Source organism: Streptomyces fuscichromogenes (assembly GCF_014645815.1).
Taxonomy (GTDB): domain Bacteria; phylum Actinomycetota; class Actinomycetes; order Streptomycetales; family Streptomycetaceae; genus Streptomyces; species Streptomyces fuscichromogenes.
The window spans coordinates 158,966-180,113 of sequence record NZ_BMML01000011.1 but is presented as its reverse complement, the minus strand read 5'-3'; the positions used below and the strand labels follow the sequence as shown (position 1 = coordinate 180,113).

Sequence of the window (21,148 nt, the reverse complement as noted above, 5' to 3'; positions counted from 1 at the left end):
CTCACGCGTCCGTGGTGTGCCGGGACCTGCTCCGTGACCGCGCGAACGCGAGCCCTTCCGCCCACGAGGCACCCCGGGCGATAAGTCCCCGGTACTTCATGATCTCGGTGGGCCTGTTGACGGCCAGGGCTCCCACCAGGCGGTCGCCGCCGCGGTACAGGGCGACGCCGTGCTGGTCACCCTCGATGTCACCGTCGACCACGTCGATCTCGTCGGACTGCGGAACACCCACGAACTGGATGCGGCTGTCGTACTGGTCGGACCAGAAGTACGGCACCGTCGCATAGGTCTTCGCCGCCGCCGGGTTCAGGGCGTTGCGCGCGGCGACGGCTCCCTGTTCGGCCGCGCTGATCCAGTGCTCCAGGCGCATGAGCCGGTCGAAGGCGGGGTTGTGCCATCGGGCGACATCGCCGGCCGCGTAGACGCCTTCGGCTCCGGTGCAGAGGGTCTCGTCGCAGACCACTCCGTTGCTCAGGGTCAGGCCGGAGTCCTCCAGCCAGTCCGTGGCGGGCACGGCCCCGGTGCCGACGACCACCAGGTCCGCGTCGAGCACGCTCCCGTCAGAGAGCCGGACCCTCTCGACCCGCTCCTCCCCTTCGAGCGAGGTGACGCTCAGACCGCACCTGAGGTCGGTGCCATGGCGCAGGTGCAGCGAGGCGAGGGCGCCGCCCATCGCCTCGCCGACAGCGCGCACCAGCGGGGTCGGCTGCGTCTCGACCACGACGACGTCCAGTCCCCGCTTCCGGGCGGCGGCCGCGGTCTCGGCGCCGATGAAACCGGCGCCGATCACCACGGTCCGGGCACCGCTGTCGAGTGCCCGCCGGACGGCGAGCGCGTCGTCCAGGGTGCGCAGCGTGTGCACGCCGGTCAGGCCCGCCGCACCGGGCAGCCGGCGGGCGGTCGCGCCGGTGGCGACGACCAGGGCGTCGTAGCCGATGGTCCGTCCGCCGACGACGATCGTGCGGGCCGCGGTGTCCAGGAACGTGGCAGGGTCGCCGAGCAGGAGTTCCGCGCCGAGATCGGTGCGCAGTGCCTCCTCGGTGCGGAAGGTCGGTGGTACCGGGTCCGTACCGCTCGCGTCGAGGAACCGCTTGGACAGCGGAGGCCGGTCGTACGGGAGGTGCGGTTCGGCCCCCACGAGCGTGATCCGACCGTCGAAGCCGTCCCTGCGCGCCGCCTCGACGGCGCGCAGCCCCGCCAGGGACGCGCCCACGACGACCAGTCGGCGAACGCTCATCAGGGCTCCAGCCGGAGGGCTTCGGTCGGGCAGCCCGCGACGGCCTCCTGGACGTCGGAGAGGATGCCCGCGGGCACGGTGTCGGTCTTCAGGACGAGTTCGCCCGCGTCGTCGACCTCGAACACGTCGGGCGACAGGGACTCGCATATGCCGAGCCCGGTGCACTTGCTGCGATCAACGGTGATCTTCATCGGTGGTCCTTCAGGCTCCGGCCGGTTCGGCGCCGGCGCCGACCGGGTGGCGCTGCGCGATGTGTTCGACGACGAGCTTGGCGGTCTCGGCGCAGGCCGTGGTGCCGCCGTTGGCGTACTCCTTGACGGCGTCGCCGACGTTCCAGAGGTTGGGCAGAGGGGTGGTGTTCGGGAGGTCGAAGCCCGCCACCGCGCGCTGCGGGGGCCAGCCGTCGCGGGTGACGACGGTCGACAGGATGCGGGCGCGGTCGAAGCCGGGGATCTGCTCCCGGAGGTCGGCCATGAGCAGCTCGGTCTCGGCCGCCTCGTCGAAGTCCCCGACGGCGGGCTGGGGTACGGCCGTGCCCACGTAGAGGTGCCAGCCCTCCGGCGCCATCTTGGGGCAGGTCGCGGTGAAGTTGGCGACGTAGCACATCCGGCGGGTCTTGGCGAAGCTGAGCAGGCCCGGAGCCTCGACCAGGCGCTCCTGGCTGGCGAAGTTGACGGAGATCATCGAGCAGGGCCGGTCACCGCGGCGGACGGAGGCCAAGTACTCCTCGGGGAAGTGTTCCTCGCCGACGAGGGCCACGGTGGCGGCAGGACCGGTGTCGCTGACCGCGAACCGGCAGGAGACCTCGCTGTTCTGACCGTCGCGGACGACGACCGCGCCGGTGACCCGACCGTCCTCGACGGTCAGTTGGCGCACCTCGCTGTCCAGCCAGACCTCGCCGCCGCCGGCGATGACCACGTCCGCGAGCGCGCGCCAGATGCCGATGGTGCCGTCGGGGCAGAAGCCGAACTTCTTGAAGGCGCTCTTGCGGGTGAAGTAGGTGAGGAAGACCCGGGCGGGCAGTTCTTCCGAGCCCACCGCGAAGACCGATCCGCACATGTTGCGGAACACGCCGTGCACCGACTCGTTCTTGGTGTAGCGGCGGATCCAGTCGGCGGTGGACAACTCGCTGTCCGGCAGGCCGCTGTCCTCGCGGGCGGCTCCGATGCCGCCGAGGAGCTTGGCGCCCTGGCGGGTGAGCTTGGACAGCAGCATGCCCCAGCCGCCGCCGGTCACGTCGACCTCCTTGCCGCCGATGCGGTAGAGGACGGGCGGGTTCGCCCGGCGGACGTCGAACTTGGCGCCGACCTCCTGGAATGTCTGCTCGGTGATGCCGCCCACCTCGATGACGATGGCGCCGTTGTTGACCTTGAAGCCGTCGATCTCGTGGGTGGAGGCGCGGCCGCCCACCCGGTCGAGGCGTTCGACGACGAGAGTGCGGTAGCCGAGGTGGGTCAGACGGGCGGCGCTGAACAGGCCGCCCGCGCCTGCGCCTATGACGAGGGCGTCGAAGGATTTCACGAGCGTTGTCTCCCTAAGTCCCGGCTCAGGCCAGCGGGTTGGTGCCGAGGGCGGCGCCGTCCATGTCTGTGATGTCGAGCCAGCGGTCGGCGACGTCCTGGAGAGTCGGGGTGCCGGCGAAGGTCACACCCTTCGAGGCGAAGTACGCGACGCGCTGAACGCGGTCGCCACCGGCGATCAGCACGGTGCCGGTGTCGGCGCACTCGTCGGTCAGCAGGTGGGCGACGACGGGTGCGACGAACTCGGCCGGGAGCTTCTCCAGGAGTTCGGTGGGGGCGGCGTCCTCGCTCATCCGGGTCCGGGCCAGCGGCGCGACCGCGTTGGCCAGGATGTTGTACTTGCGGCCCTCGACGGCGAGCGTGTTGACCAGACCGACCAGACCGAGCTTGGCCGCGCCATAGTTGGCCTGGCCGAAGTTGCCGTACAGACCGGAGGTCGAGGTGACCATGACCACCCGGCCAAGTCCCTGCTCACGGAAGTGCGGCCAGGCCGCTCGGGTGACGTGGAAGCCGCCGAAGAGGTGCACGCGCTGCACGGCCTCCCACTGCTCCGCCGTCATCTTGGCGAAGGAGGCGTCCCGCAGGATGCCGGCGTTGTTCACCACGCCGTGCACGGCGCCGTACTCCTTGAGGGCGGTGCCGATGACACTGGCGGCGCCCTCCTCGGTGGCCACGCTGTCGTGGTTGGCGACGGCCTGACCGCCCGCGGCACGGATCTCCTCGACGACCGCGTCGGCCATCGCGCTGCCGGATCCGGTGCCGTCCCGGGCGCCGCCGAGGTCGTTGACGACGACCTTGGCACCGTGACGGGCCAGTAGGAGCGCGTACTCGCGCCCCAGCCCGCCGCCCGCGCCGGTCACCACGACGACCCGGTCCTGTACTCCTGCCATGTGGGTACTCCTTGCTGCTCGGATGAGGGATGTCAGTGAGAGGTGTCAGTACGAGTTGGGCAGGCCGAGGCTGTGCTGGGCCACGAAGTTGAGCACCATCTCCCGACTGACGGGTGCGGTACGCAGCATGCGGGCGACGAACCACAGGTCGGCCAGGCCGTACTCGCGCGACAGGCCGTTGCCGCCGTGGGTCTGGATGGCCTGGTCGAGCGCCTTGAGCGAGGCCTCGGCCGCGGTGAACTTGGCGATGTTGGCCGCCGCCGCGGCGTCCTGTCCGGTATCGAACAACTCCGCGCTGCGGGCCGTGGCGAGCCGGGCGAGTTCCACCCCGATGTGCGCTTCGGCGAGGGGATGGGAGACGCCCTGGTGCGCTCCGATCGGAGCCGACCACACCTTGCGCTCGCAGGCGTACGCACGCGCCTTCGCCACCGCGTAACGGCCGATGCCGTTGCTGAGCGCCGAGGCGGTGATGCGCTCCGGGTTGAGGCCGGCGAAGACCTGTCGAAGTCCCCTGCCGCGCTCCCCGATCAGGGCGTCGCCGCCCACCCGGACGTCGTCGAAGAACAGGGTGAACTGCTTGTCCGGGCAGATCAGTTCGGTCTCGATGGGCTGGTACTGCAGACCGGGCGCGTCGACGGGCACCACGAAGAGCGACAGAGGGCTGCGCCCGGATGCCGAGGGGGCCAGGTCGCCGTCCCTGGTGACCACGAGCACGGCGTCCGCTTCGTTCAGGGCGGAGATGAAGTACTTGCCGCCCGAGATCCGAAAGCCCTCGCCGTCGGACCGGGCCGTGGTCGTGATGGCGTGGCTGTTCGATCCGGCGTCCGGCTCGGTGATGGCGAACGCCATCTTGCGGCGGCCGGAGGCGAGGTCCGGCAGCCACGTCTGTTTCATCTCCGGCGAGGCATGGGCGGCGATGATCGAACCGCAGATGGCGGGCGAGATGACGCTGCTGAGGATCGGCATGCCGTGCGCCGCCAACTCCTCCAGAATCACGACGAGTTCGGCCAGACCCGCGCCCCCGCCGCCGTACTCCTCGGGAAGGTGGACACCCAGCAGCCCGGCCTCACCGAGCTCGCTCCACAGCTCCCCCAGACCGGTTCCGGTCCGGGCCCGTTCGCTGTAGTACGCATGCCCGTAGCGGGCCGCGATCTTGGCGGTGCTCTCCCGGATCAGCCGGTGCTCGTCGCTGTCCGTGATCAGTGCTGTCATCGTTACCGTCCCTGGAATATGGGCTTGCGCTTGTCGATGAAGGCGGCGACGGCCGCCGAGGCGTCGGACGTCGCGGCGGTGCGCGCGACCGCGTCCCCCTCGGCCGTCAACTGCTCGGACAGCGTGGCCGACCACGAGTCGCGCAGCAGCCGACGGATCTCGCCGTGGGCACGGGTGGGACCGGCGGCCAGCCTTCGGGCGACCGCCAGGGCCTCGTCGGCCAGTTCGGCGGCCGGCAGCACGCGTGTCACCAGCCCCCATTCGGCGGCCTCGTGGGCGTCGAGCACCCGCTGTTCGAGGTAGAACTCGGCGGCCCGGCGGGGCCCGACGAGCCTCGGCAGGAACCAGGAGTTGCCGCCGTCGCCGGACAGGCCGATGGCCGTGAACCCGGAGGCGAACTTGGTGCCCTCGGCGGCCAGCACGATGTCCGCGCAGTACAGCAGTCCCAGTCCGCCGCCCGCGACGGCGCCGTGCGCGGCGCACACGATCGGCGCGTCGAGCCGGCTGAGCAGGCGCAACGCCTCGTGGTAGGGCGAGATCATCCTGCGCAGCTTGCCGGGCAGCCCGGCGCCCGCGTTGTCCGCGAAGACGGCGATGTCGCCGCCCACGGTGAGGGCGGGGCCGTTGCCCGTGATCAGTACGGCGCGGACGTCAGGGTCGGCGGCCAGGCGCTGGGCGACCTCGTACAGGTCGTCGGCCGTGGTCTGGTCGAAGGCGTTACGGACGTGCGGGCGGTCGAGCCGGATCTGGGCGAGCCCGTCGGCGACACGGAGGTCCAGGGCCGACAGGGTCTGCCCCGTCTGCAGGGCCGCTGCCCAGCGTGCGCTGTCCGTCAGCTGGACGAGACCGGTGATCCGGCGCTCGGCGAAACTCAGGAGATGGAGGAACTCCGCGTCGAGCTTGCCCCCGCCCTGCCTGGCCTCGCCCACGTACCTACCCGTGACCAGCAGGTGTCCGTCGTCCAGGTGACGGTACTCGGCGGGTTCGGCCCGAGCGTCGTAGCTGCGGGCGATCCGTCCCCAGAACTCCCGGCGCATGGCGTCGGGCCCGCGGTACGTCCCGCCCAGGCCGAGTGGGAGCCCTTCGGTGGTCCGGCCCTCGAACGCGGGATGCAGGATCTCGTCCAGCCGCTTCCGGTCACTGCGGGCCAGCGCCCGGTAGAGCTCGGCCGCCACCGCCTCTTTCTCGTCGCGTTGCACGCTCGCAGCCTCCACCATAGTTTCAAATCTAATATAGATAAAATTCTGAGCGCGGGTCAATGGTCTGCCGGCACGCCGGTCACCCCAGATCGGGCCCTACGACCGAGACGAACGAGACACAGCCCCCCGGCCGCCCGCCCAGGTTGTGGGTGAGGCCGAGACGTGGCTCGGCCAGCTGCCGCTCGCCCGCCTCGCCGCGGAACTGGAGCCAGCACTCGTAGAGCATCCGCAGTCCGCTCGCGCCGACGGGATGGCCGAAGGACTTCAGCCCGCCGTCCGGGTTCACGGGCAGCCGCCCGCCGAGTTCGAAGGCGCCGTCAAGGACATCCCTCCATGACTGGCCGCGGTCGGCGAACCCGAGGTCCTCCATCAGCACCACCTCGGTCGGGGTGAAGCAGTCGTGCACCTCGGCGAGCGAGATCTGCGTGCGCGGGTCGGTGACGCCCGCCTGCCGGTAGGCGTCGGCGGCGGCGTGGACCACCTCGGGGAAGGTGGTGTAGTCGTAGCCGGGGTCCATGGCCCCCCTGGCGGGCCCGGCGACCAGGGACAGGCCCTTCACGTACATCGGGCGGTCCGTGTACTGGGGGGCGTCCTCGGCCCGGACGATCAGGGCGCAGGCGGCGCCGTCGGAGACGCCCGAGCAGTCGAAGACGCCGAGCCGTCCGGCCACCAGCGGCGCCCGCTCGATCGTCTCCTTGGAGACCACGGACCGGAACTGGGCCTTGGGGTTGCGGGCGCCGTTGGCGTGGTTCTTCCACGCGACGTGCGTCATCGCCTCGCGCATCGCCCCGGGATCCACCCCGTACCGCGCGCAGTACGCCGGGTCGAGCAGGGAGAAGGCGGCCGGGGCGGTCAGCGACAGTTCGGGGGCGGTGCCGTCGCCCGGCGGGTCGGAGCGCAGCAGCCCGGAGAAACCGGAGTCCTTCAGCTTCTCCACGCCGACCGCCATCACCCGGTCATACGCCCCCGAGGCGACCGCGTAACAGGCGTTGCGGAAGGCCTCCGAGCCGGTGGCGCAGTAGTTCTCGACGCGGGTGACGGGCTTGTGGTCCAGGGACAGCGGACGGCTGAGCGCCATGCCGGACTGTCCGGAGCCGAGGGTGCCCAGCCAGTAGGCGTCCACGTCGTCGGGCGAGAGGTTCGGTGTCGCCGCGAGGCACTCCTGGGTGGCGTCGAGGAGCAGGTCGTCCGCCGACCGCTCCCAGTGCTCTCCGAAGGGCGTGCATCCCATGCCGACGACCGCGACCCGGTCGCGGATCCCGTTGCTGCTCACGTCGTGCTCCCCTCTTCCCTCGTGTCCGCCGTCATACGGGCCTTCCAGAAGTAGTTGTGCACGCCACCCGCGGTGTGCAGCCGCCGGAAGACCGGCTCCACCCGGGCGCCGACGGCGAGTTCGCCGGCCGCCGCGTCGGCGATCTCCAGCGTGCAGCGCCCGCCGCCGTCGAAGTCGACCACCGCGTCGATCAGCGGCGGCGAGGGCGAGTGAGCGAGCCGGTCGACGGTGTACGTCGCCACCGTGCCCCTCACTCCGGCCAGCGGCGCGGCCGTCATCGCGTCCACCGCGCCGCACTCCTTGCACACGCGGGCGGGCGGCAGATGGACGAAGCCGCAGTTCTCACAGCGGCTGCCGGTGAAGCCGAACTTCCAGCGCTCCCCGCGCGCCGAGGGCGGGCCCGCCGGACGGTCGGGCTCGGGTCGGCGCGGCGGCTCACGGTCCAGCCAGCCGCGCCAGGTCAGGTAGGCCGGGTAGGAGACGGGCCGTCCCGCGGCGAGTTGTCCGGCGACCGGTTCGGGCTGCCTGGCGTCGGGGAGCCGGTCGGTGGTCCGCAGCAGTACGGCGTCGCAGCCGTCGGCGGCGGAGAGCAGCAGGATCGTCTCCCCCGCCCCGGCGCGGTCGAGGAGGTCGGCCAGGGCGAGTCCCGGGTCGGCGGCTCCGGTATGGCCGAGGGGTGAACCGCCCACGGACAGGCGGGCGGGGAAGAGCTTGACGGCGCGCTTGCGGACGGCCGAGTTCGGCGAGACGAGCAGCACGTGGTCGGGCTGTGCGAGGCCGGCGGCCTTCAGGGCGCGCTGTCCGGCGTCCTCGATCAGCGGCAGATAGGTCTCCAGGCCGAACCGCTCCTCCCACTGGTCACCGACCGGGCTTCCGGGGGCGCGCCAGCGGTCGAGGAACTCGGCGGTGGCGGAGGCGTGGGCGACGATCTCGGCGATGGCCTCGTCCGGCGCGCCGAAGGCGAAGGCCGCCGCCCCGTCTCCCCCGTCCCGTTCGTCCGCCGAGCCCGGGCGGCCGGTACGGACGTCGGACAGGACGGCGAGCCCGCCGCCGAGCCAGGCGGCACGCAACGCGGCGATCCCGGAGCGCGCCGAGCCCGCCAGGTCGGCAACGAAGGCGTCGGACGGCAGGCCGAGCGCGGCGTGCACGGCGGCGGCGTTGGTCTTGTCAAGGTAGGCGGGCGAGGTGGTCGCGAAGTACAGCGCGCCCGGCGCGGTCCGGGCGGGCAGGAGACGACGGGCGGCCTCGACGCCCATCGTGGTGCTGTCCTCGTCGAAGGAGGCGGCGGCCCGCTCGCCGCGACCCGCTCGGATGCCGAGGGCGGTGCCCAGTTCGTCGCGCAGGACGCGGTGCCGGGGCAGGTACGCAGCGTACGACACGATGGCGTGGGAGGTCATGGCGCTCACACCGCCTCGAAGATCGCGGCCATGCCCTGGCCGCCGCCGACGCACATGGTTTCGAGGGCGTATCTGCCGCCCCGCCGCCGCAGTTCGTGCAGCATGGTGGCCAGGATCCGCACCCCGGTGGCGCCGATGGGGTGACCGAGAGAGATGCCGGAACCGTTGACGTTGAGCCGGTCGTCGTCGTTGTCGTACTTGAAGTCCCACTCCTTGAGGACAGCGAGGACCTGGCAGGCGAAGGCCTCGTTCACCTCGACGAGGTCCATGTCGTCGAAGCCCAGTCCGGTGCGGGCGAACAGTTTGGCGACCGCCGGCACCGGGCCGATGCCCATCACGGAGGGCTCACAGCCAGCCGCCGCCCAGCCGCGCAGGAAGCCCATTGGCTCCAGGCCGAGTTCGGCGAGCTTGTCCTCGGCGACGACGAGACAGGCCGCGGCGGCGTCGTTCTGCTGGCTGGAGTTGCCCGCGGTGACGGTTCCGCCGGGTATGAGCGGGCGGAGGCCGGCCAGGATCTCCTCGGTGGTACCGGGGCGGACACCCTCGTCGCGTTCGCAGGAGAGGGCGTCACCGGCCCGGCGGCGGGGGACGGCGACCGGCACGATCTCGTCGGCGAAGCGTCCGGCATCCCACGCCGCGGCGGCACGCCGATGGCTGCGGACCGCGAACGCGTCGGCCTCCTCGCGGGTGATGCCGTAGCGCTCGGCGAGGTTCTCCGCCGTCTCGATCATTCCGCTGATCGGGCCGAACCGCTCCTGCGGCTGCGAGCGTTCGCGGCCCCGGTCCAGGCGGTCGTAGAGCTGTACGGTGCCGGAGCGGCTGCCCCAGCGGACGTCCGTGGAGTAGTGCTCGATGTTGCTCATGCTCTCCACGCCGCCCGCCAGGACCACGTCGGCGGCCCCGGTCTGGACCGTCATCGCGGCGGTGACCACGGCCTGGAGTCCGCCGCCGCAGCGCCGGTCGAGCTGGAAACCGGGCACCTCGACCGGCAGGCCGGCCTGGAGGGCGGCCCAGCGGCCGATGCTCGGGGCCTCGGAGTTGGCGTACGACTGGGCGAAGACGACGTCGTCGAGGCGCTGCGGGTCGATGCCGGAGCGCGCGACCACCGCCTTGATCACGGTGGCCGCGAGATCGTGCGCGGGTACCGGGCGCAGGGTGCCGCCGAAGGTGCCGACGGGGGTGCGCAGCGGTGTGACGATCGCCGCGCGTCGCAGGGCTGTCATGCCGGGGCTCCTTGCTCTTCCAGCGCGGCTTCCAGCGCCGGTCGGTGGTCGGGGTGGGCGATGGCGAGCATCCGTTCACGACGGACACTCAGCGGCTGACCGCGCAGGTCGGCGACGCCGTACTCGGTGACGAAGAGTCCCGCGTCGCTGCGGGAGGTGCTCACCGGGCCGGACAGCCGGGCCACGATGCGGCTGGCCGGGCCCGCCGTGGCGGGCAGGGCGACGACGGGCAGGCCGCCCGGCGACCTGGCGGCCCCCCGCAGGAAGTCGCCGGCGCCGCCGACCGCGCCGACGTAACTCCCCCTGGCGAGTTCCGAGTTGACCTGTCCCGAGAGGTCGACCTCGATGGCCGCGTTGATGGCGACCAGCCGGTGCTGGGCGGCCAGCGTGCGCGGGTCGTGGGTGTAGGCGGTGTCGCGCAGCTGGATGACGGGGTTGCGGTGGGCGAAGCGGAACAGTCGCCGGGTACCCATCAGCAGCCCGCCGACCGCCCGGCCTCGGTCGAGCGTCTTGCGGGCGCCGGTCACCGCGCCCGCCTCGATCAGGTCCATGGCGGCGTCGTTGATCAGCCCGGAGTGGATGCCCAGGTCGCGGCGGTCGGTCAGCAGCCCGAGGACGGCCTCCGGAAGTGCGCCGACGCCGAACTGGAGGGTGGCCCCGTCCTCCACGAGGCCGGCCACATGAGCCGCGACGCGTGCGGTGACGGCGTCCGGCGCGGCGGGCGGGACCTCGGCGGGCGGCCGGGATGTGTGGACCACCACGTCGAGGTCGGCGGCGCCCAGGGTGCGCGAGCCGCAGATCTGCGGGACCTGATCGTTGACCTCGGCGATCACCACCCGGGCGGTGTCCAGGGCGGCGCTCAGGTAGTCCTCGGCCAGCCCCAAGCCGTGGCGTCCGTGCTCATCCGCCGGGGGGAGCTGGACCAGCACCACGTCGGCGCGGACAGGGCCGTCGGCGAGCACACCGGGGAGGGTGGAGTAGGGGGCGGGGAGCACGTCCAGCTTCCCCGCCCGGTGCAGGGCCCGGTTGCCGCCGCTGCCGATGTAGCTGACGAACGTGACCAGATCCGCGTGGTCCGGCCGGACGGTGTCGCTGGCCGGGATACCGAGGAAGCACCGGAAGTGCCCTATCGTGGCGCGCTGTTGCATGAGCCGCTCGGTCAGAGTGCGCGGCTCGGCGCATGCCTGGAACCAGGCGACGGTGTCGCCCGCCCGGACGTACCGGGACAGGTCGAGCTCGTCGGGAGCGATGACGTCCATGTCCCGTCCCGTCAGTGGCCGGCGTCTTCACGCCAGCGGTCCGCCGACGGGTCGAGCAGCCTGCCGAGGTGGCCGTCGGGGAGCCACACCAGGGTCTCCAGTTCGAGCGCGTCCAGGAAGCGGACACGACCGGTGCGACGGTCCTCCAGACGCAGCCGAGGCCCGTTGGCCGTGGTGTCGACGCCCACCGCGACCTCGGCGAACTCACTGCCCACGATCTCGCTCTCGTTCATCGCCGCCGCCCTCAGATCAGGAAGGACAGGGTGGGCAGCGCACGGTCGTGGTCGACCAGGACGACCTTCTTGTACGCCAGCCGCAGCTGACCGTCGACGAGACGCAGCCGGTACGTGGTACGGCCGGCCCACATTTCGTTGCCGCGCTCCCGGGACTCGACGAGGACGAAGTTCGCCCCGACCGTCAGGTCACCCGGCTCTCCGCCCTCGTCGTCGAGGATCTCCACGTTGGAGACGATCCGGCGCAGGTGGGAAGGCGGCGACTGCGCGTACCGCTTACCCGTCCTGAGCTGCTTCAGGCGGGTGGCGATACGGCTGCGGTTGTCACTGATCACCGACATCTGCTGGACGGGGTCACCCTCCGGGGCACCAGCGGGCACCCAGTACAGGGCGTCGTCGGTCCACAGGGCCTCCCAGGCGTCGTAGTCGTGCTCGTCCGCGTAGCGGGCCTCGCGGTAGAGGAACTGCTCCACCTGGCGCAGGTCGACGCTGGTTTCGTGGGTGGTGGCCGGTGCGGTCACTTGTCCGCCTCCATCAGGCTCCGGTAGTGCGACCAGAAGCCCCGCATGCCCGTCTCGTCGGTCGCGGTGCCGATCCGGAAGCCGTTGTCGTCGGTGCGTTCGCGTTCCACGCCTCGCCGGATGTCGAGCCATTCCGGCTCGCGCAGAGCGACGCCGCGCTGGTTGCGCTCGTACATCTCGGTGTCGTCGGCGAGCAGCATCCCGGCCGGCCCGACCGAGCCGACGCACTGCGAGACCATGCGCCGGTTGAGTTCGGGGGCGCCCTTGAACTGGACGGCGGTGGAGTGCTGGACGCACTCGCCGACCGACAGGGGCTGGATGACGAAGAGCTGAATTTCTGCGATGAAGAGGTTGGGGAAGATCATCACATGTGGGGATCCCTCGATGAGGATCTCCTCGGCGGCGGGTCCGTGCAGCTCCCTCATGCGCGCCACGTACTGGGGCACCCGGTCCTCGGTGGTGCCGAACCAGCGCATCGGCTCGGCGAAGTGGCGGAACTCCGGACGCAGGTCGTTCTCGCTGTGGCCGCCGCCCAGGTCCCGGGTCACGGCCGTGGAGTTGTCGCTGTAGAGGGCGCCGATCGGGCTGCCGGTGACGCTGAAGATGGAGCCGTGCACGAACTGCGGGTGGTAGCCGTCCGTCTCGTTCTCCGCGAGCAGCTTCCAGTTGGCACGGGTGCGGTGCTTGAGCCAGCCGGCGGTGAGCTCGACCTCACCCTCCGGGGACAGGCGCGCGAGGCGGTCCAGTTCGCCGGCGGCGGCGCCAAGGTGTTCGGCCAGCGTCGGACCGCCGGGGGCGAAGCTCCCGAAGACGAAGCCCTGGTGGGAGGCGACCCTGGGAACCCGGCCGAGGCCGAGGGCGAGCTTGCCCTTGCCGCCGTAGCCCTTGTTGTAGGGATAGCCGAGCAGGTCGCCGTTGTTGCGGTAGGTCCAGCCGTGGTAGGGACAGCGGAAGGAGTTGGAGTTGCCGCTCGGCGCGTCGCACACCAGGTTGCCGCGGTGGGCGCAGCGGTTGAGCAGCAGGTGCACCTCGCCGTCCCGGTCGCGGGTCATGACGACGTCCTGCGGACCGATGTTCTTGCGCACGTAGTCGCCCGGTTCGGGCACCTCGCTGACATGCCCGACGTACACCCACGTGCGGTACCAGATGCGCTCCAACTCCTCGGCGAAGATCTCCGGGTCGGTGTAGAGCGACCCGTGCACCCGGGTCGGCTGGATCAGCCGTGCGTACCTGTCCGGCTTGTCCGTCTGTTCGTGTGCCGTCTCCGGCAGCGTGGCCGTCATGCTTCGCCATCCTCGATTCGCTTCTGGGCGTACTGCGCCAGCCGGAACTTCTGCACCTTGCCGGTGGGCGTGGTGGGCAGGTCGGCGGCGTCCAGGAACAGCACGTGCTTGGGGACCTTGAACCGCGCCAGCCTGTCCTTGCAGAGCGCGATGACATCCGCGGCGGCGAGGTCGGCACCGGGGGCGCGTACGACGCAGGCGCAGCCGGCGTCGCCCCACCGTTCGTCGGGTACGCCCACCAGGTAGACCTGGCTGATCGCGGGGTGGGCGGTGAGCAGGTCCTCGATCTCCTTGGGCATGACCAGCTCGCCGCCGCTCTTGTACAACTCCTTGGTGCGGCCGGTGACTTCGACGTAACCGTCGTCCCGCACCCGGCCCAGGTCGCCGGAGTGCACCCAGCCGCCCTGCAGGGCCTTCACGGTCTCCTCGGGCTTGTTCCAGAAGCCCCGCATGTGCGTCGGCCCCCGGGAGACCAGCTCGCCCTCCGCCCCGGGCGGGAGGTCCTCGCCGGTGAGCGGGTCGATGGTCTTGTACGTGGCGAGCGTGCCGTCGGGCAGTCCGGCCGGGCCCGCCATCTTGGGCCTGCCGACGGTGCCGGCGTGCCGCTCCAGCGGATCGTCGGGGAGGGTGAACGTCATCGCCCCGCCGCACTCGGTCATGCCGTACCCGGTGGTGATCTCCTCGACGCCGAGCTCGGCGCGCACCCGCTTCCACAGCCAGACGGGGGCGGGGGCCGCGCCGGACAGCAGCGCGGTGAGCGAGGTGAGGTCGTGGTCGGCGCGCGCGGGGTGCTCCAGCAGGGCCACGGTCATCGTGGGCACGCACAGGATGTCTGTGGCCCGGTGGCGCTGGATCCCGGCGAAGTAACGGAGCGGTTCGAAGACGGTCTGCGGGACGATCGCGCCGCCCACCGCCATCACGGCGAGGAGTCCCTCGACGTATCCGAACATGTGGTAGCAGGGCAGCGAGAACAGGATCCGTCGGCTGTCCTGGAACGCCCTGGTCAGGGCCGAGGCGTAGGCCGTGCGCAGCACGGAGTCATGGGTCACGAGGACGCCCTTGGGCGAGCCGGTGGTGCCGGAGGTGTAGAGCAGGTCACCGATGTCGTCGGGCCGGGCGGCGCCGGTGACGCAGGTGCCCCGGTGCCGGTCGCCGAGGTCCGCGAGCGAGGTTACGGTCGGCACGCCGTCCCTCGGCCCGGCGCCCTCGGTGGGCAGCAGCACGACCTGTCGCAGGTGGGGCAGCGAGGTCGCGGCGCCGGTGTCCCAGCCGGGCGCGACGGCGTCGAGCATGGTCTGGTAGTCGAGGTCGCCGAACGCGGTCATGGAGATCAGTACGGAGCACTCCGACTGGTTCAGGACGTACGCCAACTCCTCCTGGCGGTACAGGTAGTTGAACGGAATTGCCACGGCACCGGTCCGGGCGACGGCGAATTTGAGCGGGGCGAACTCCAGGTGGTTCGCCATCAGCAGCCCCACCCGGTCGCCGGGGCGCACGCCAAGCGCGGCGAGGCCGTCCGCGAGGCGGGCGGACCACTCGGCGGTCTCTGCGTAGCCGAGGGTCCGCTCGTCGGTGATGACGAAGGGGCGGTCGCCGTACCGCGCGGCACAGTGATCCAGCCACTCGTCAAGGGTGCGCGGCGTCCAGCGCTCGAACCGGGCACGCAGGTGCTCACGACGCCGCTCGATCTCTGCTGCCACGGAACACCTCCTTTTCTAATTGATTTTAGATTAAATGCTGGAGTGGGTCGGCGGCAACCGCCCGGGGCACCTGCCCGGGAAATCAGTGCAGAGGACGCAGCTTCCCCTCGGTGACGGCCTCACGGAGCTTGAACTTGCGTACCTTGCCGGCCGGAGTGACCGGCATCTCGTCGGCGACGAACCAGTACTGCGGCACCTTGAACTTGGCCAGCCGGTCCCTGCAGTACTCGGCCAGAGCGTCACGGAGCCCCTCGGACGGCTCTTCCGCCAGCCGCACGACCGCTCCGACCGCCTCGCCCCACCTCTCGTCCGGCACCGCGACCACGGCGGCCTCCAGGACGGCCTCGTGTCCCAGCAGACAGCTCTCGATCTCGATCGGCGCGATGTTCTCACCGCCGCGGATGATCAGCTCCTTGAGCCGCCCCGTGATGGCGATCACACCGCGCGCGTCCATGGTGCCCAGGTCACCGGTGTGCACCCAGCCTTCCGCGTCGACCGTGCGCGCGGTCGCCTCCGGATCGTGCAGGTACCCGATCATCTGCTGGTAGCCCCGGGCGCAGATCTCCCCCGGTGTCCCGAGCGGCTGCACCGCGCCGGTGGCCGGATGGACGATCTTGCACTCCACCTGCGGCAACGGCCGGCCCACCGTACTCCGGATGTCCTCCTCGCTGTCCTCACGCCGGGTGGCCGTCAGCGTCGGCGCCAGTTCGGTCTGCCCGTACAGGTTGTGCACCCGGGCGCCGAACACCCGCCGTGTCGCCTCGATGAGCGTGGTGTGCACGTTCGCACCGCCCACCATGACCGTGCGCAGTCCGGGTGCTGGGCGACCGTTTTCCCGGACAGCCTCGATCAGGGCGGCCAGCATGGCCGGCACGCAGAACAGGACCGAGACGCCCTCCTTCTCCATCAGTTCCAGTACGGGGCCCGGTCTGAACTGCTCGACGAGTTCGAAGCAACCGCCCAGCCAGAGCGTGCCCAGAGTGGCGACCACGCACCCGGCCGTGTGGAACATGGGCAACGGGCTGACATGTACCGCCCCCGGTTCGGTCCCGACGGTCTCCACGGTCAGTCTGGCGACGTTGACCAGGGAGCGATGACTCAGCAGCACTCCCTTGGGGAGGCCGGTGGTACCCGAGGTGTACTGGAGCATCACCGGTGCACCGGGGTCCTGGACGGCCGTGGTCGGCAGGTCCTCCGGCTCGGCACTCCACCGCTCACGGTCCGCGAGCGAGACCACGTGCCGCAGTCCGGGACAGCGCGGCCGCACGGTGGCGGCGACGGCGGCGAGGTCGTAGTCACGGCTGACGTCCGCGTGCAGCAGGACGACGACCCCGGAGTGGGAGAGGGCGTAGACGAGTTCGTCGGGCCGCAGGACGGGGTTGAGTGCGACCAGGGTCACCCCCGCCAGTGCGGCGCCGTACTGGACGATCGGCCACTCGACGACGTTCGGTGCCCACAACGCGACGGACTCCCCCGGCTCGGCCAGCCTCAGCAGAGCGGTGGCCACCCGGCGGGCTTCGGTGTACAGCTCGCGGTAAGTGAGCCGGCGTTCCTCGCCGGTACCGTGCGCGATGCCGACCAGGGACGGGGTGTCGGCATGCGTCACGGCGCGTTCGGCAAGCAGGGAGCCGACGGTGTGGTCGACCAGGGGCACGCTGTCGTCCCTGGGCCAGAGTGAGGTGACGAGCGCCTCTGCCATGTTCAGCATCCCTTGAACTCGGGGCGGCGCCGCCCGTGAAAGGCGGAGACGCCTTCGGCGAAGTCCGCCGAATCGAACAACCGGATCTGGTGCTCGACCTCGAGATCGAGTGCCGCGCGCGGATCGCCTGCCGGACAGACACCGAGCATCGACCTGATGGCGGTAAGGGCGAGAGGCGGGCCCTCGGCGATGCGTCGGGCGTCTTCCAGCGCCCAGTCGAGGGCACCTCCCGTCTCGGTCAGTACGTCGGCGAGACCGAGGGAGAGCGCTTCCGGCCCCCAGACCGGGCGGGGCAGCAGAAGCAGTTGCCGGGCCGCGGCCAGACCGGCCCTGGCCGGCAGTGACACCGATATTCCCATGTCACCGGCGAGACCGACACCGGTGAACGACGTGCTGAACGACGCGTCCCTCGCGGCGACCACTCGATCGCAGGCCAGCGCGAGCGCCGCCCCCGCGCCATATGCGAAGCCCTCCACGGCGGCCACCACCGGTGTGGGCCCGCCCCAGATCGCCCGGATCACCCGCTGGGCCGCCTCAGCCCTGGGACGGGCCTCCTCAGGGCTCTGCCGACGCATCGTGGAGATGTCCCCGCCCGAGCAGAAGGTGCCGCCGCTGCCGGTCAGCACGATCGCCCGCACGGTGTCGTCGGCCATCGCGGACTCCAGGCGCTCCGCGAGCACCACCCGCAGTTCGAGGTCGATCGCGTTGCGCTTCTCGGGCCGGTTCAGGATCAGTACGCGGACGGACCCGTGGTCCTCGGCCAGCACGATGCCGTCAAGGCTGTAGTCACTCATGGCGTCTCGTCCCCTGTCACTGGCCCGTGAAGACCGGCGGCCTGCGCTCGATGACGGCCGCCAGTCCCTCCCTGGAATCCGCGGTGCCCGACAGTTCGGCGACCGTACGGGCCTCCTCCGGCAGCCGCTCCTCCACCCCGGCCCCCACCCCGCCCCACACCAGCCGCTTGGTCGCCGCCAGCGCCAGCGGCGCGCCGGCGGCGAGGCCGCGGGCGAACGCGAGCGCCTCGTCGGTCAGCACGTCGTCGGGTACGACCCTGGTGAGCAACCCGCAGTCCAGGGCCTCGGCGGCGGTCAGGGTGGGGTTGGTCAGCAGGATCTCCATCGCCTTGCGCAGGCCCACGAGCCGGGTCAGCGTCACCGACACCCCCGCGTCCGGGGCCATGCCGACCCGCACCGCGCCCGACATGAACCTCGCCGACTCGGCGGCGATGACGAAGTCCGCCGTGCACACCAGACCGAAGCCGCCGCCGCCGGCCGCGAACCCGTGGACCGCCGCGACGACGGGGGCCCGCAGGTGCAGCAGAGCGGAGGTGACGATCTGCAGCCAGGAGGTGGCCTCCCGCAGATAGTCCGGAAGTCCCTCACTCTGGCCGGCGAAGGTGTGGATGTCCCCTCCCGCGCAGAAGTTGCGGCCCTCTCCGGTGATGAGCACCACGCGCAGCCCGGGCTCGGTGTGGCACCGCACGACGGCTCTGTGCAGCGCCTTGAGGAAGGGGACGTCCATGCCGTTGGACGCCTCCGGCCGATTGAGCCGCAGGCGGGCGACTCCGTCCTTGTCCAGGTCCAGGAGCACCGGCCCCGTGACGATCAGCTGGTCGGTCATCTCATTCACCTCTCGCCGTGAAGGCCTTGATCGCGGCGCCGGCCGCCGCCCCGTCCAGGTGGTCCAGTACCGCGGCCCGCTCCAGCGCGAGACCTTCCGCCAACGGCAGCCGCGTCCCCTCGTACACCAGGCGTTTCGCGGTGCCGAGCGCCTGCGGGTCCATGCCGCCGAGCCGTCCGGCGAACGCGGCGACCGCCTCCTCGAACCCCTCGTCCGGCAGGCACCGGTAGGCCAACCCCCAGGCCACGGCCTCTGCGCCGGACAGCCGCTCACCGGTGAGGATGTGGGCCAGGGCCCGCTGGCGGCCCACCAGGCGGGGCAGTCGCTGGGTGCTGCCGCCGCCCGGTACCTGGCCGAAGTTGGTGTGCGTGTCGGAGATCCGGGCCGCCTCGTGCACCAGCGCGATGTCGCAGGCCTGCATCAGTTCGAAGCCGCCGGCCATGGCACACCCCTCGACCACCGCGACCACGGGGACGGGCAGGGTCTCGATGAGCGCGCAGGCCCGGCCGAAGTTGTCGAAGAGCGGTGCCATGTCCCGCGGTCCGCCGGCCCGCAGCCGCTCCAGTTCCTTGAAGTCACCGCCGACGGAGAAATTGCCTCCCGCGCCCCGGACCAGGATGACCCGGGCCGATGACGCCAGCTCCGTCAGGGCGAGCTCCAGCTGCCTGCCGAGTTCGACCGTGATCGCGTTCATCGCCTTGGGCCGGTCGAGCAGGACGTGTCCCACCACACCGTCCACGCGGCTTCGTACCACCGGGGTGACATGGTTGCTCACATCAACCGCCCGCCCCCCACTTCGAGAACCGCACCGGTCATGTAACTGGACAGTTCGCTGGCGAGGAAGACGACAGCCCCGGCGACCTCCCGGGGCAGGCCCGCCCGCCTCATGGGGATGTCGGCCTCGCGCGCCGCGAAGACCTCCGCCGGCATCGCCTCGGTCATGGCGGTGCGGATCAGACCCGGCTGCACCGCGTTGACGCGGACTCCGCGATGGGCGAGTTCCTTGGCCGCCGCCTTCGTCAGACCCACGATGCCCGCTTTGGCGGCGCTGTAGTTCGTCTGCCCCGGGTTGCCGGACTTCCCGGACAGCGAGGAGATGTTGACGATCGTGCCCCGGCCCGCCTCGCGCATCACCGCGGCGGCCGCCCGCACGCCGAGCCACGTCCCCCTGAGATGCACCCCGATGACCGCGTCGAAGTCGGCGGCACTCATCTTGCGCAGTGAGGCGTCGCGGGTGATTCCGGCGTTGTTCACCAGGATGTCCAGCGCCCCGAACCGCTCGACGGTCTGCCGCACCATGTCGTCGACCGACGTCTCCTCCGTGACGTCGCACCCCAGGGCCAGGACGGAATCCGCGTCGCCACCGCTGATCTCCGCCGCGGCCTTCGCCGCGCGGCCGGCGTCCACGTCGGCCACGGTCACCCGTGCGCCGTGCTCGTGCAGCAGCCGCGCGATCTCCAGGCCTATTCCCTGGCCGGAGCCCGTCACGATCGCGGACCGGCCCGCCACCAGCCCGCCCATCAGCCGATGTACCGCACGACGGAGTCCACGACGCACGCCGGCTTCGCACCGCCCTCGATCTCGATGACCGTCGACAGCTTGAGCTGGACCGCCCCGTCGAGGGGCATGGCCTCGGTGATCGTGGAGGTGGCCCGCAGCTTGGCTCCGACGGGCACCGGCGCGGGGAAGCGCACCTTGTCCAGGCCGTAGTTCACGGCCATGCTGACGCCCTCGACCTGGTAGAGCCGCTGCAGGAACACCGGCAGCAGGGAGAGCGTGAGCAGGCCGTGGGCGATGGTGCCGCCGAAGGGCCCCTCGGCGGCGCGTTCGGCGTCCACATGGATCCACTGGTGGTCCCCCGTGGCGTCGGCGAACCGGTCGATGCGCTCCTGGTCCACGGCCACCCAGTCGCTGCTGCCGAGGGATTCGCCCGCCGCGGCCGCCAGTTCGGCGAGCCCGTTGAAGATCTTCATGTCATGCTCCAGGGGTGGTCAGAATTTTGAATCTAATCTAGATTCATTAATCGCAACGGGTCAACGGCCGTGCAGCGAACCGAGCGTCGCGAGGGAGCGAGTGGGATGGATCTGGAACTCCGCGGAGCACGCGTACTCGTCACGGGTGGCGCCTCGAACATCGGCCGCGGCATCGTGCACGGCTTCGCCGCCGAAGGCGCACGCCTGCTGATCTGTGACATCGACGGCGCGCAGGCCGCGAAGACACGCGCCGAAGCGCTGGAGCGAGGTGCGGCCCAGGCAGAGGTCGCCGTCGTCGACCTGGCCCTCGAAGGAGCGGGAAGCGCCGCCGTCGAACGGATCGTCGCCGACTGGGGCGGGATCGACGTACTGGTGAACAACGCGGGCCTGAGCCTGCCCGGGTTCGTCGCGCAGGACACGGACCGCGACGGCTGGCGGCGAATGGTCGACCTCAATCTCTTCGGCGCCGTCGAGTGCACGCGCGCGGCCCTTGCCTCGATGCGGCGCTCAGGAGGCGGATCCATCGTGTTCATCTCCAGCGACGCCGCGTTCGGGGAGATACGGCAGGGGGTGTACGGGGCGACCAAGGCCGCGCTGATCGCCCTTGCCCGTACGGTCGCCCGGGAGCACGGCCGGGACGGCATCCGGTCCAACGTGGTCTGCCCGGGACTCGTCCTGCCCGAGAGCCCGGACGCGATCGGTACGGGCAGCCTGTGGACGACGGACGACCAGGAGACCGTCTTCAACGACCGGCAGATCGAAGCGGTGCGCAAGAACGTCCCGCTGCAGCGGCTGACCACGGCGGCCGACATCGCCGACGCCGTGGTCTGGATCTCCTCGGAACGTCGCGCCCGCCAGGTGACCGGCCAGGTCCTCTCGGTCGGCGGGGGCTACTCGATGCCGTAGGAG

General features: G+C 71.2%; 21 protein-coding genes. 1 reads left to right on the top strand and 20 read right to left on the bottom strand.

The features are described from left to right. Position 1: 1 nt before the first annotated feature. The 20 genes from IEZ11_RS24755 to IEZ11_RS24660 all read right to left on the bottom strand — a co-directional run bounded on the left by IEZ11_RS24755 (position 2) and on the right by IEZ11_RS24660 (position 20,239). Complete coding sequence (locus tag IEZ11_RS24755; RefSeq protein ID WP_189265052.1) at positions 2 to 1,237, bottom strand: NAD(P)/FAD-dependent oxidoreductase; 1,236 nt, start codon at positions 1,235 to 1,237, stop codon at positions 2 to 4. Further along, positions 1,237 to 1,428: a ferredoxin gene (locus tag IEZ11_RS24750; RefSeq protein ID WP_189265051.1), complete on the bottom strand. Its 192-nt coding sequence runs from the start codon at positions 1,426 to 1,428 to the stop codon at positions 1,237 to 1,239. The genes IEZ11_RS24755 and IEZ11_RS24750 overlap by 1 nt, the downstream gene beginning before the upstream one ends. A gap of 10 nt (positions 1,429 to 1,438) precedes the next feature. Then, the gene (locus IEZ11_RS24745) at positions 1,439 to 2,758 is read right to left on the bottom strand and encodes a phytoene desaturase family protein (RefSeq protein WP_189265050.1); all 1,320 of its coding nucleotides are present in this window, start codon (positions 2,756 to 2,758) and stop codon (positions 1,439 to 1,441) included. A gap of 25 nt (positions 2,759 to 2,783) precedes the next feature. Further along, on the bottom strand, positions 2,784 to 3,647 hold the full coding sequence (locus IEZ11_RS24740; RefSeq protein WP_189265049.1) for an SDR family NAD(P)-dependent oxidoreductase: 864 nt from the start codon (positions 3,645 to 3,647) through the stop codon (positions 2,784 to 2,786). 45 nt (positions 3,648 to 3,692) lie between these two features. Continuing rightward, entirely contained in the window at positions 3,693 to 4,859 is a 1,167-nt protein-coding gene (locus tag IEZ11_RS24735; RefSeq protein WP_189265048.1) for an acyl-CoA dehydrogenase family protein, read from the bottom strand. Between the two features lie 2 nt (positions 4,860 to 4,861). Continuing rightward, on the bottom strand, positions 4,862 to 6,076 hold the full coding sequence (locus IEZ11_RS24730) for an enoyl-CoA hydratase-related protein (protein WP_189265047.1): 1,215 nt from the start codon (positions 6,074 to 6,076) through the stop codon (positions 4,862 to 4,864). 61 nt (positions 6,077 to 6,137) lie between these two features. Then, positions 6,138 to 7,331 carry an acetyl-CoA acetyltransferase gene (locus IEZ11_RS24725; RefSeq protein WP_189265046.1) on the bottom strand — a complete coding sequence of 398 codons (1,194 nt, stop codon included), beginning with the start codon at positions 7,329 to 7,331 and terminating at the stop codon, positions 6,138 to 6,140. Then, the gene (locus tag IEZ11_RS24720) at positions 7,328 to 8,728 is read right to left on the bottom strand and encodes an OB-fold domain-containing protein (protein WP_189265045.1); all 1,401 of its coding nucleotides are present in this window, start codon (positions 8,726 to 8,728) and stop codon (positions 7,328 to 7,330) included. Before IEZ11_RS24720 ends, IEZ11_RS24725 begins: the two co-directional genes overlap by 4 nt. Before the next feature lie 5 nt (positions 8,729 to 8,733). Then, positions 8,734 to 9,951, bottom strand: a complete 1,218-nt coding sequence (locus IEZ11_RS24715; protein WP_229713331.1) for an acetyl-CoA C-acetyltransferase — start codon at positions 9,949 to 9,951, stop codon at positions 8,734 to 8,736. Further along, a complete protein-coding gene (locus tag IEZ11_RS24710; RefSeq protein WP_189265044.1) occupies positions 9,948 to 11,210 on the bottom strand; it encodes an acetyl-CoA hydrolase/transferase family protein in 1,263 nt (420 codons plus the stop codon). Before IEZ11_RS24710 ends, IEZ11_RS24715 begins: the two co-directional genes overlap by 4 nt. An 11-nt stretch (positions 11,211 to 11,221) precedes the next feature. Next, a complete protein-coding gene (locus IEZ11_RS24705; protein WP_189265043.1) occupies positions 11,222 to 11,443 on the bottom strand; it encodes a hypothetical protein in 222 nt (73 codons plus the stop codon). Between the two features lie 11 nt (positions 11,444 to 11,454). After that, positions 11,455 to 11,964, bottom strand: coding sequence for an aromatic-ring-hydroxylating dioxygenase subunit beta (locus IEZ11_RS24700; protein WP_189265042.1), 510 nt, complete (start codon positions 11,962 to 11,964; stop codon positions 11,455 to 11,457). Next, on the bottom strand, positions 11,961 to 13,247 hold the full coding sequence (locus IEZ11_RS24695) for an aromatic ring-hydroxylating oxygenase subunit alpha (RefSeq protein WP_189265041.1): 1,287 nt from the start codon (positions 13,245 to 13,247) through the stop codon (positions 11,961 to 11,963). The genes IEZ11_RS24700 and IEZ11_RS24695 overlap by 4 nt, the downstream gene beginning before the upstream one ends. Then, the gene (locus IEZ11_RS24690) at positions 13,244 to 14,947 is read right to left on the bottom strand and encodes a class I adenylate-forming enzyme family protein (RefSeq protein WP_189265040.1); all 1,704 of its coding nucleotides are present in this window, start codon (positions 14,945 to 14,947) and stop codon (positions 13,244 to 13,246) included. The genes IEZ11_RS24695 and IEZ11_RS24690 overlap by 4 nt, the downstream gene beginning before the upstream one ends. 82 nt (positions 14,948 to 15,029) lie before the next feature. Beyond that, the gene (locus IEZ11_RS24685) at positions 15,030 to 16,646 is read right to left on the bottom strand and encodes a class I adenylate-forming enzyme family protein (RefSeq protein ID WP_229713330.1); all 1,617 of its coding nucleotides are present in this window, start codon (positions 16,644 to 16,646) and stop codon (positions 15,030 to 15,032) included. 2 nt (positions 16,647 to 16,648) lie between these two features. Continuing rightward, positions 16,649 to 17,440 (bottom strand): enoyl-CoA hydratase/isomerase family protein, encoded by a 792-nt coding sequence (locus tag IEZ11_RS24680; RefSeq protein ID WP_189265038.1) that lies wholly within the window; start codon positions 17,438 to 17,440, stop codon positions 16,649 to 16,651. Between the two features lie 16 nt (positions 17,441 to 17,456). Continuing rightward, positions 17,457 to 18,266, bottom strand: coding sequence for an enoyl-CoA hydratase/isomerase family protein (locus IEZ11_RS24675; protein ID WP_189265037.1), 810 nt, complete (start codon positions 18,264 to 18,266; stop codon positions 17,457 to 17,459). Position 18,267: 1 nt separating this feature from the next. After that, the gene (locus IEZ11_RS24670; RefSeq protein WP_229713329.1) at positions 18,268 to 19,041 is read right to left on the bottom strand and encodes an enoyl-CoA hydratase/isomerase family protein; all 774 of its coding nucleotides are present in this window, start codon (positions 19,039 to 19,041) and stop codon (positions 18,268 to 18,270) included. Beyond that, a complete protein-coding gene (fabG, locus tag IEZ11_RS24665; RefSeq protein WP_189265036.1) occupies positions 19,038 to 19,787 on the bottom strand; it encodes a 3-oxoacyl-ACP reductase FabG in 750 nt (249 codons plus the stop codon). The genes IEZ11_RS24670 and fabG overlap by 4 nt, the downstream gene beginning before the upstream one ends. Then, positions 19,787 to 20,239, bottom strand: a complete 453-nt coding sequence (locus IEZ11_RS24660; RefSeq protein WP_189265035.1) for a MaoC family dehydratase — start codon at positions 20,237 to 20,239, stop codon at positions 19,787 to 19,789. The genes fabG and IEZ11_RS24660 overlap by 1 nt, the downstream gene beginning before the upstream one ends. Before the next feature lie 105 nt (positions 20,240 to 20,344). Between IEZ11_RS24660 and IEZ11_RS24655 the strand changes: the two genes are divergently transcribed. Beyond that, on the top strand, positions 20,345 to 21,145 hold the full coding sequence (locus IEZ11_RS24655; RefSeq protein ID WP_189265034.1) for an SDR family NAD(P)-dependent oxidoreductase: 801 nt from the start codon (positions 20,345 to 20,347) through the stop codon (positions 21,143 to 21,145). Positions 21,146 to 21,148: the final 3 nt, after the last annotated feature.

Excerpts from the sequence above, each read along its gene's own strand:
- IEZ11_RS24755 (WP_189265052.1), bottom strand. The coding sequence starts at position 1,237 with ATGAGCGTTCGCCGACTGGTCGTCGTGGGCGCGTCCCTGGCGGGGCTG.
- IEZ11_RS24750 (WP_189265051.1), bottom strand. The coding sequence starts at position 1,428 with ATGAAGATCACCGTTGATCGCAGCAAGTGCACCGGGCTCGGCATATGC.
- IEZ11_RS24740 (WP_189265049.1), bottom strand. The coding sequence starts at position 3,647 with ATGGCAGGAGTACAGGACCGGGTCGTCGTGGTGACCGGCGCGGGCGGC.
- IEZ11_RS24735 (WP_189265048.1), bottom strand. The coding sequence starts at position 4,859 with ATGACAGCACTGATCACGGACAGCGACGAGCACCGGCTGATCCGGGAG.
- IEZ11_RS24730 (WP_189265047.1), bottom strand. The coding sequence starts at position 6,076 with ATGGTGGAGGCTGCGAGCGTGCAACGCGACGAGAAAGAGGCGGTGGCG.
- IEZ11_RS24720 (WP_189265045.1), bottom strand. The coding sequence starts at position 8,728 with ATGACCTCCCACGCCATCGTGTCGTACGCTGCGTACCTGCCCCGGCAC.
- IEZ11_RS24715 (WP_229713331.1), bottom strand. The coding sequence starts at position 9,951 with ATGACAGCCCTGCGACGCGCGGCGATCGTCACACCGCTGCGCACCCCC.
- IEZ11_RS24710 (WP_189265044.1), bottom strand. The coding sequence starts at position 11,210 with ATGGACGTCATCGCTCCCGACGAGCTCGACCTGTCCCGGTACGTCCGG.
- IEZ11_RS24705 (WP_189265043.1), bottom strand. The coding sequence starts at position 11,443 with ATGAACGAGAGCGAGATCGTGGGCAGTGAGTTCGCCGAGGTCGCGGTG.
- IEZ11_RS24695 (WP_189265041.1), bottom strand. The coding sequence starts at position 13,247 with ATGACGGCCACGCTGCCGGAGACGGCACACGAACAGACGGACAAGCCG.
- IEZ11_RS24685 (WP_229713330.1), bottom strand. The coding sequence starts at position 16,646 with ATGGCAGAGGCGCTCGTCACCTCACTCTGGCCCAGGGACGACAGCGTG.
- IEZ11_RS24680 (WP_189265038.1), bottom strand. The coding sequence starts at position 17,440 with ATGAGTGACTACAGCCTTGACGGCATCGTGCTGGCCGAGGACCACGGG.
- IEZ11_RS24675 (WP_189265037.1), bottom strand. The coding sequence starts at position 18,266 with ATGACCGACCAGCTGATCGTCACGGGGCCGGTGCTCCTGGACCTGGAC.
- fabG (WP_189265036.1), bottom strand. The coding sequence starts at position 19,787 with ATGGGCGGGCTGGTGGCGGGCCGGTCCGCGATCGTGACGGGCTCCGGC.
- IEZ11_RS24660 (WP_189265035.1), bottom strand. The coding sequence starts at position 20,239 with ATGAAGATCTTCAACGGGCTCGCCGAACTGGCGGCCGCGGCGGGCGAA.
- IEZ11_RS24655 (WP_189265034.1), top strand. The coding sequence starts at position 20,345 with ATGGATCTGGAACTCCGCGGAGCACGCGTACTCGTCACGGGTGGCGCC.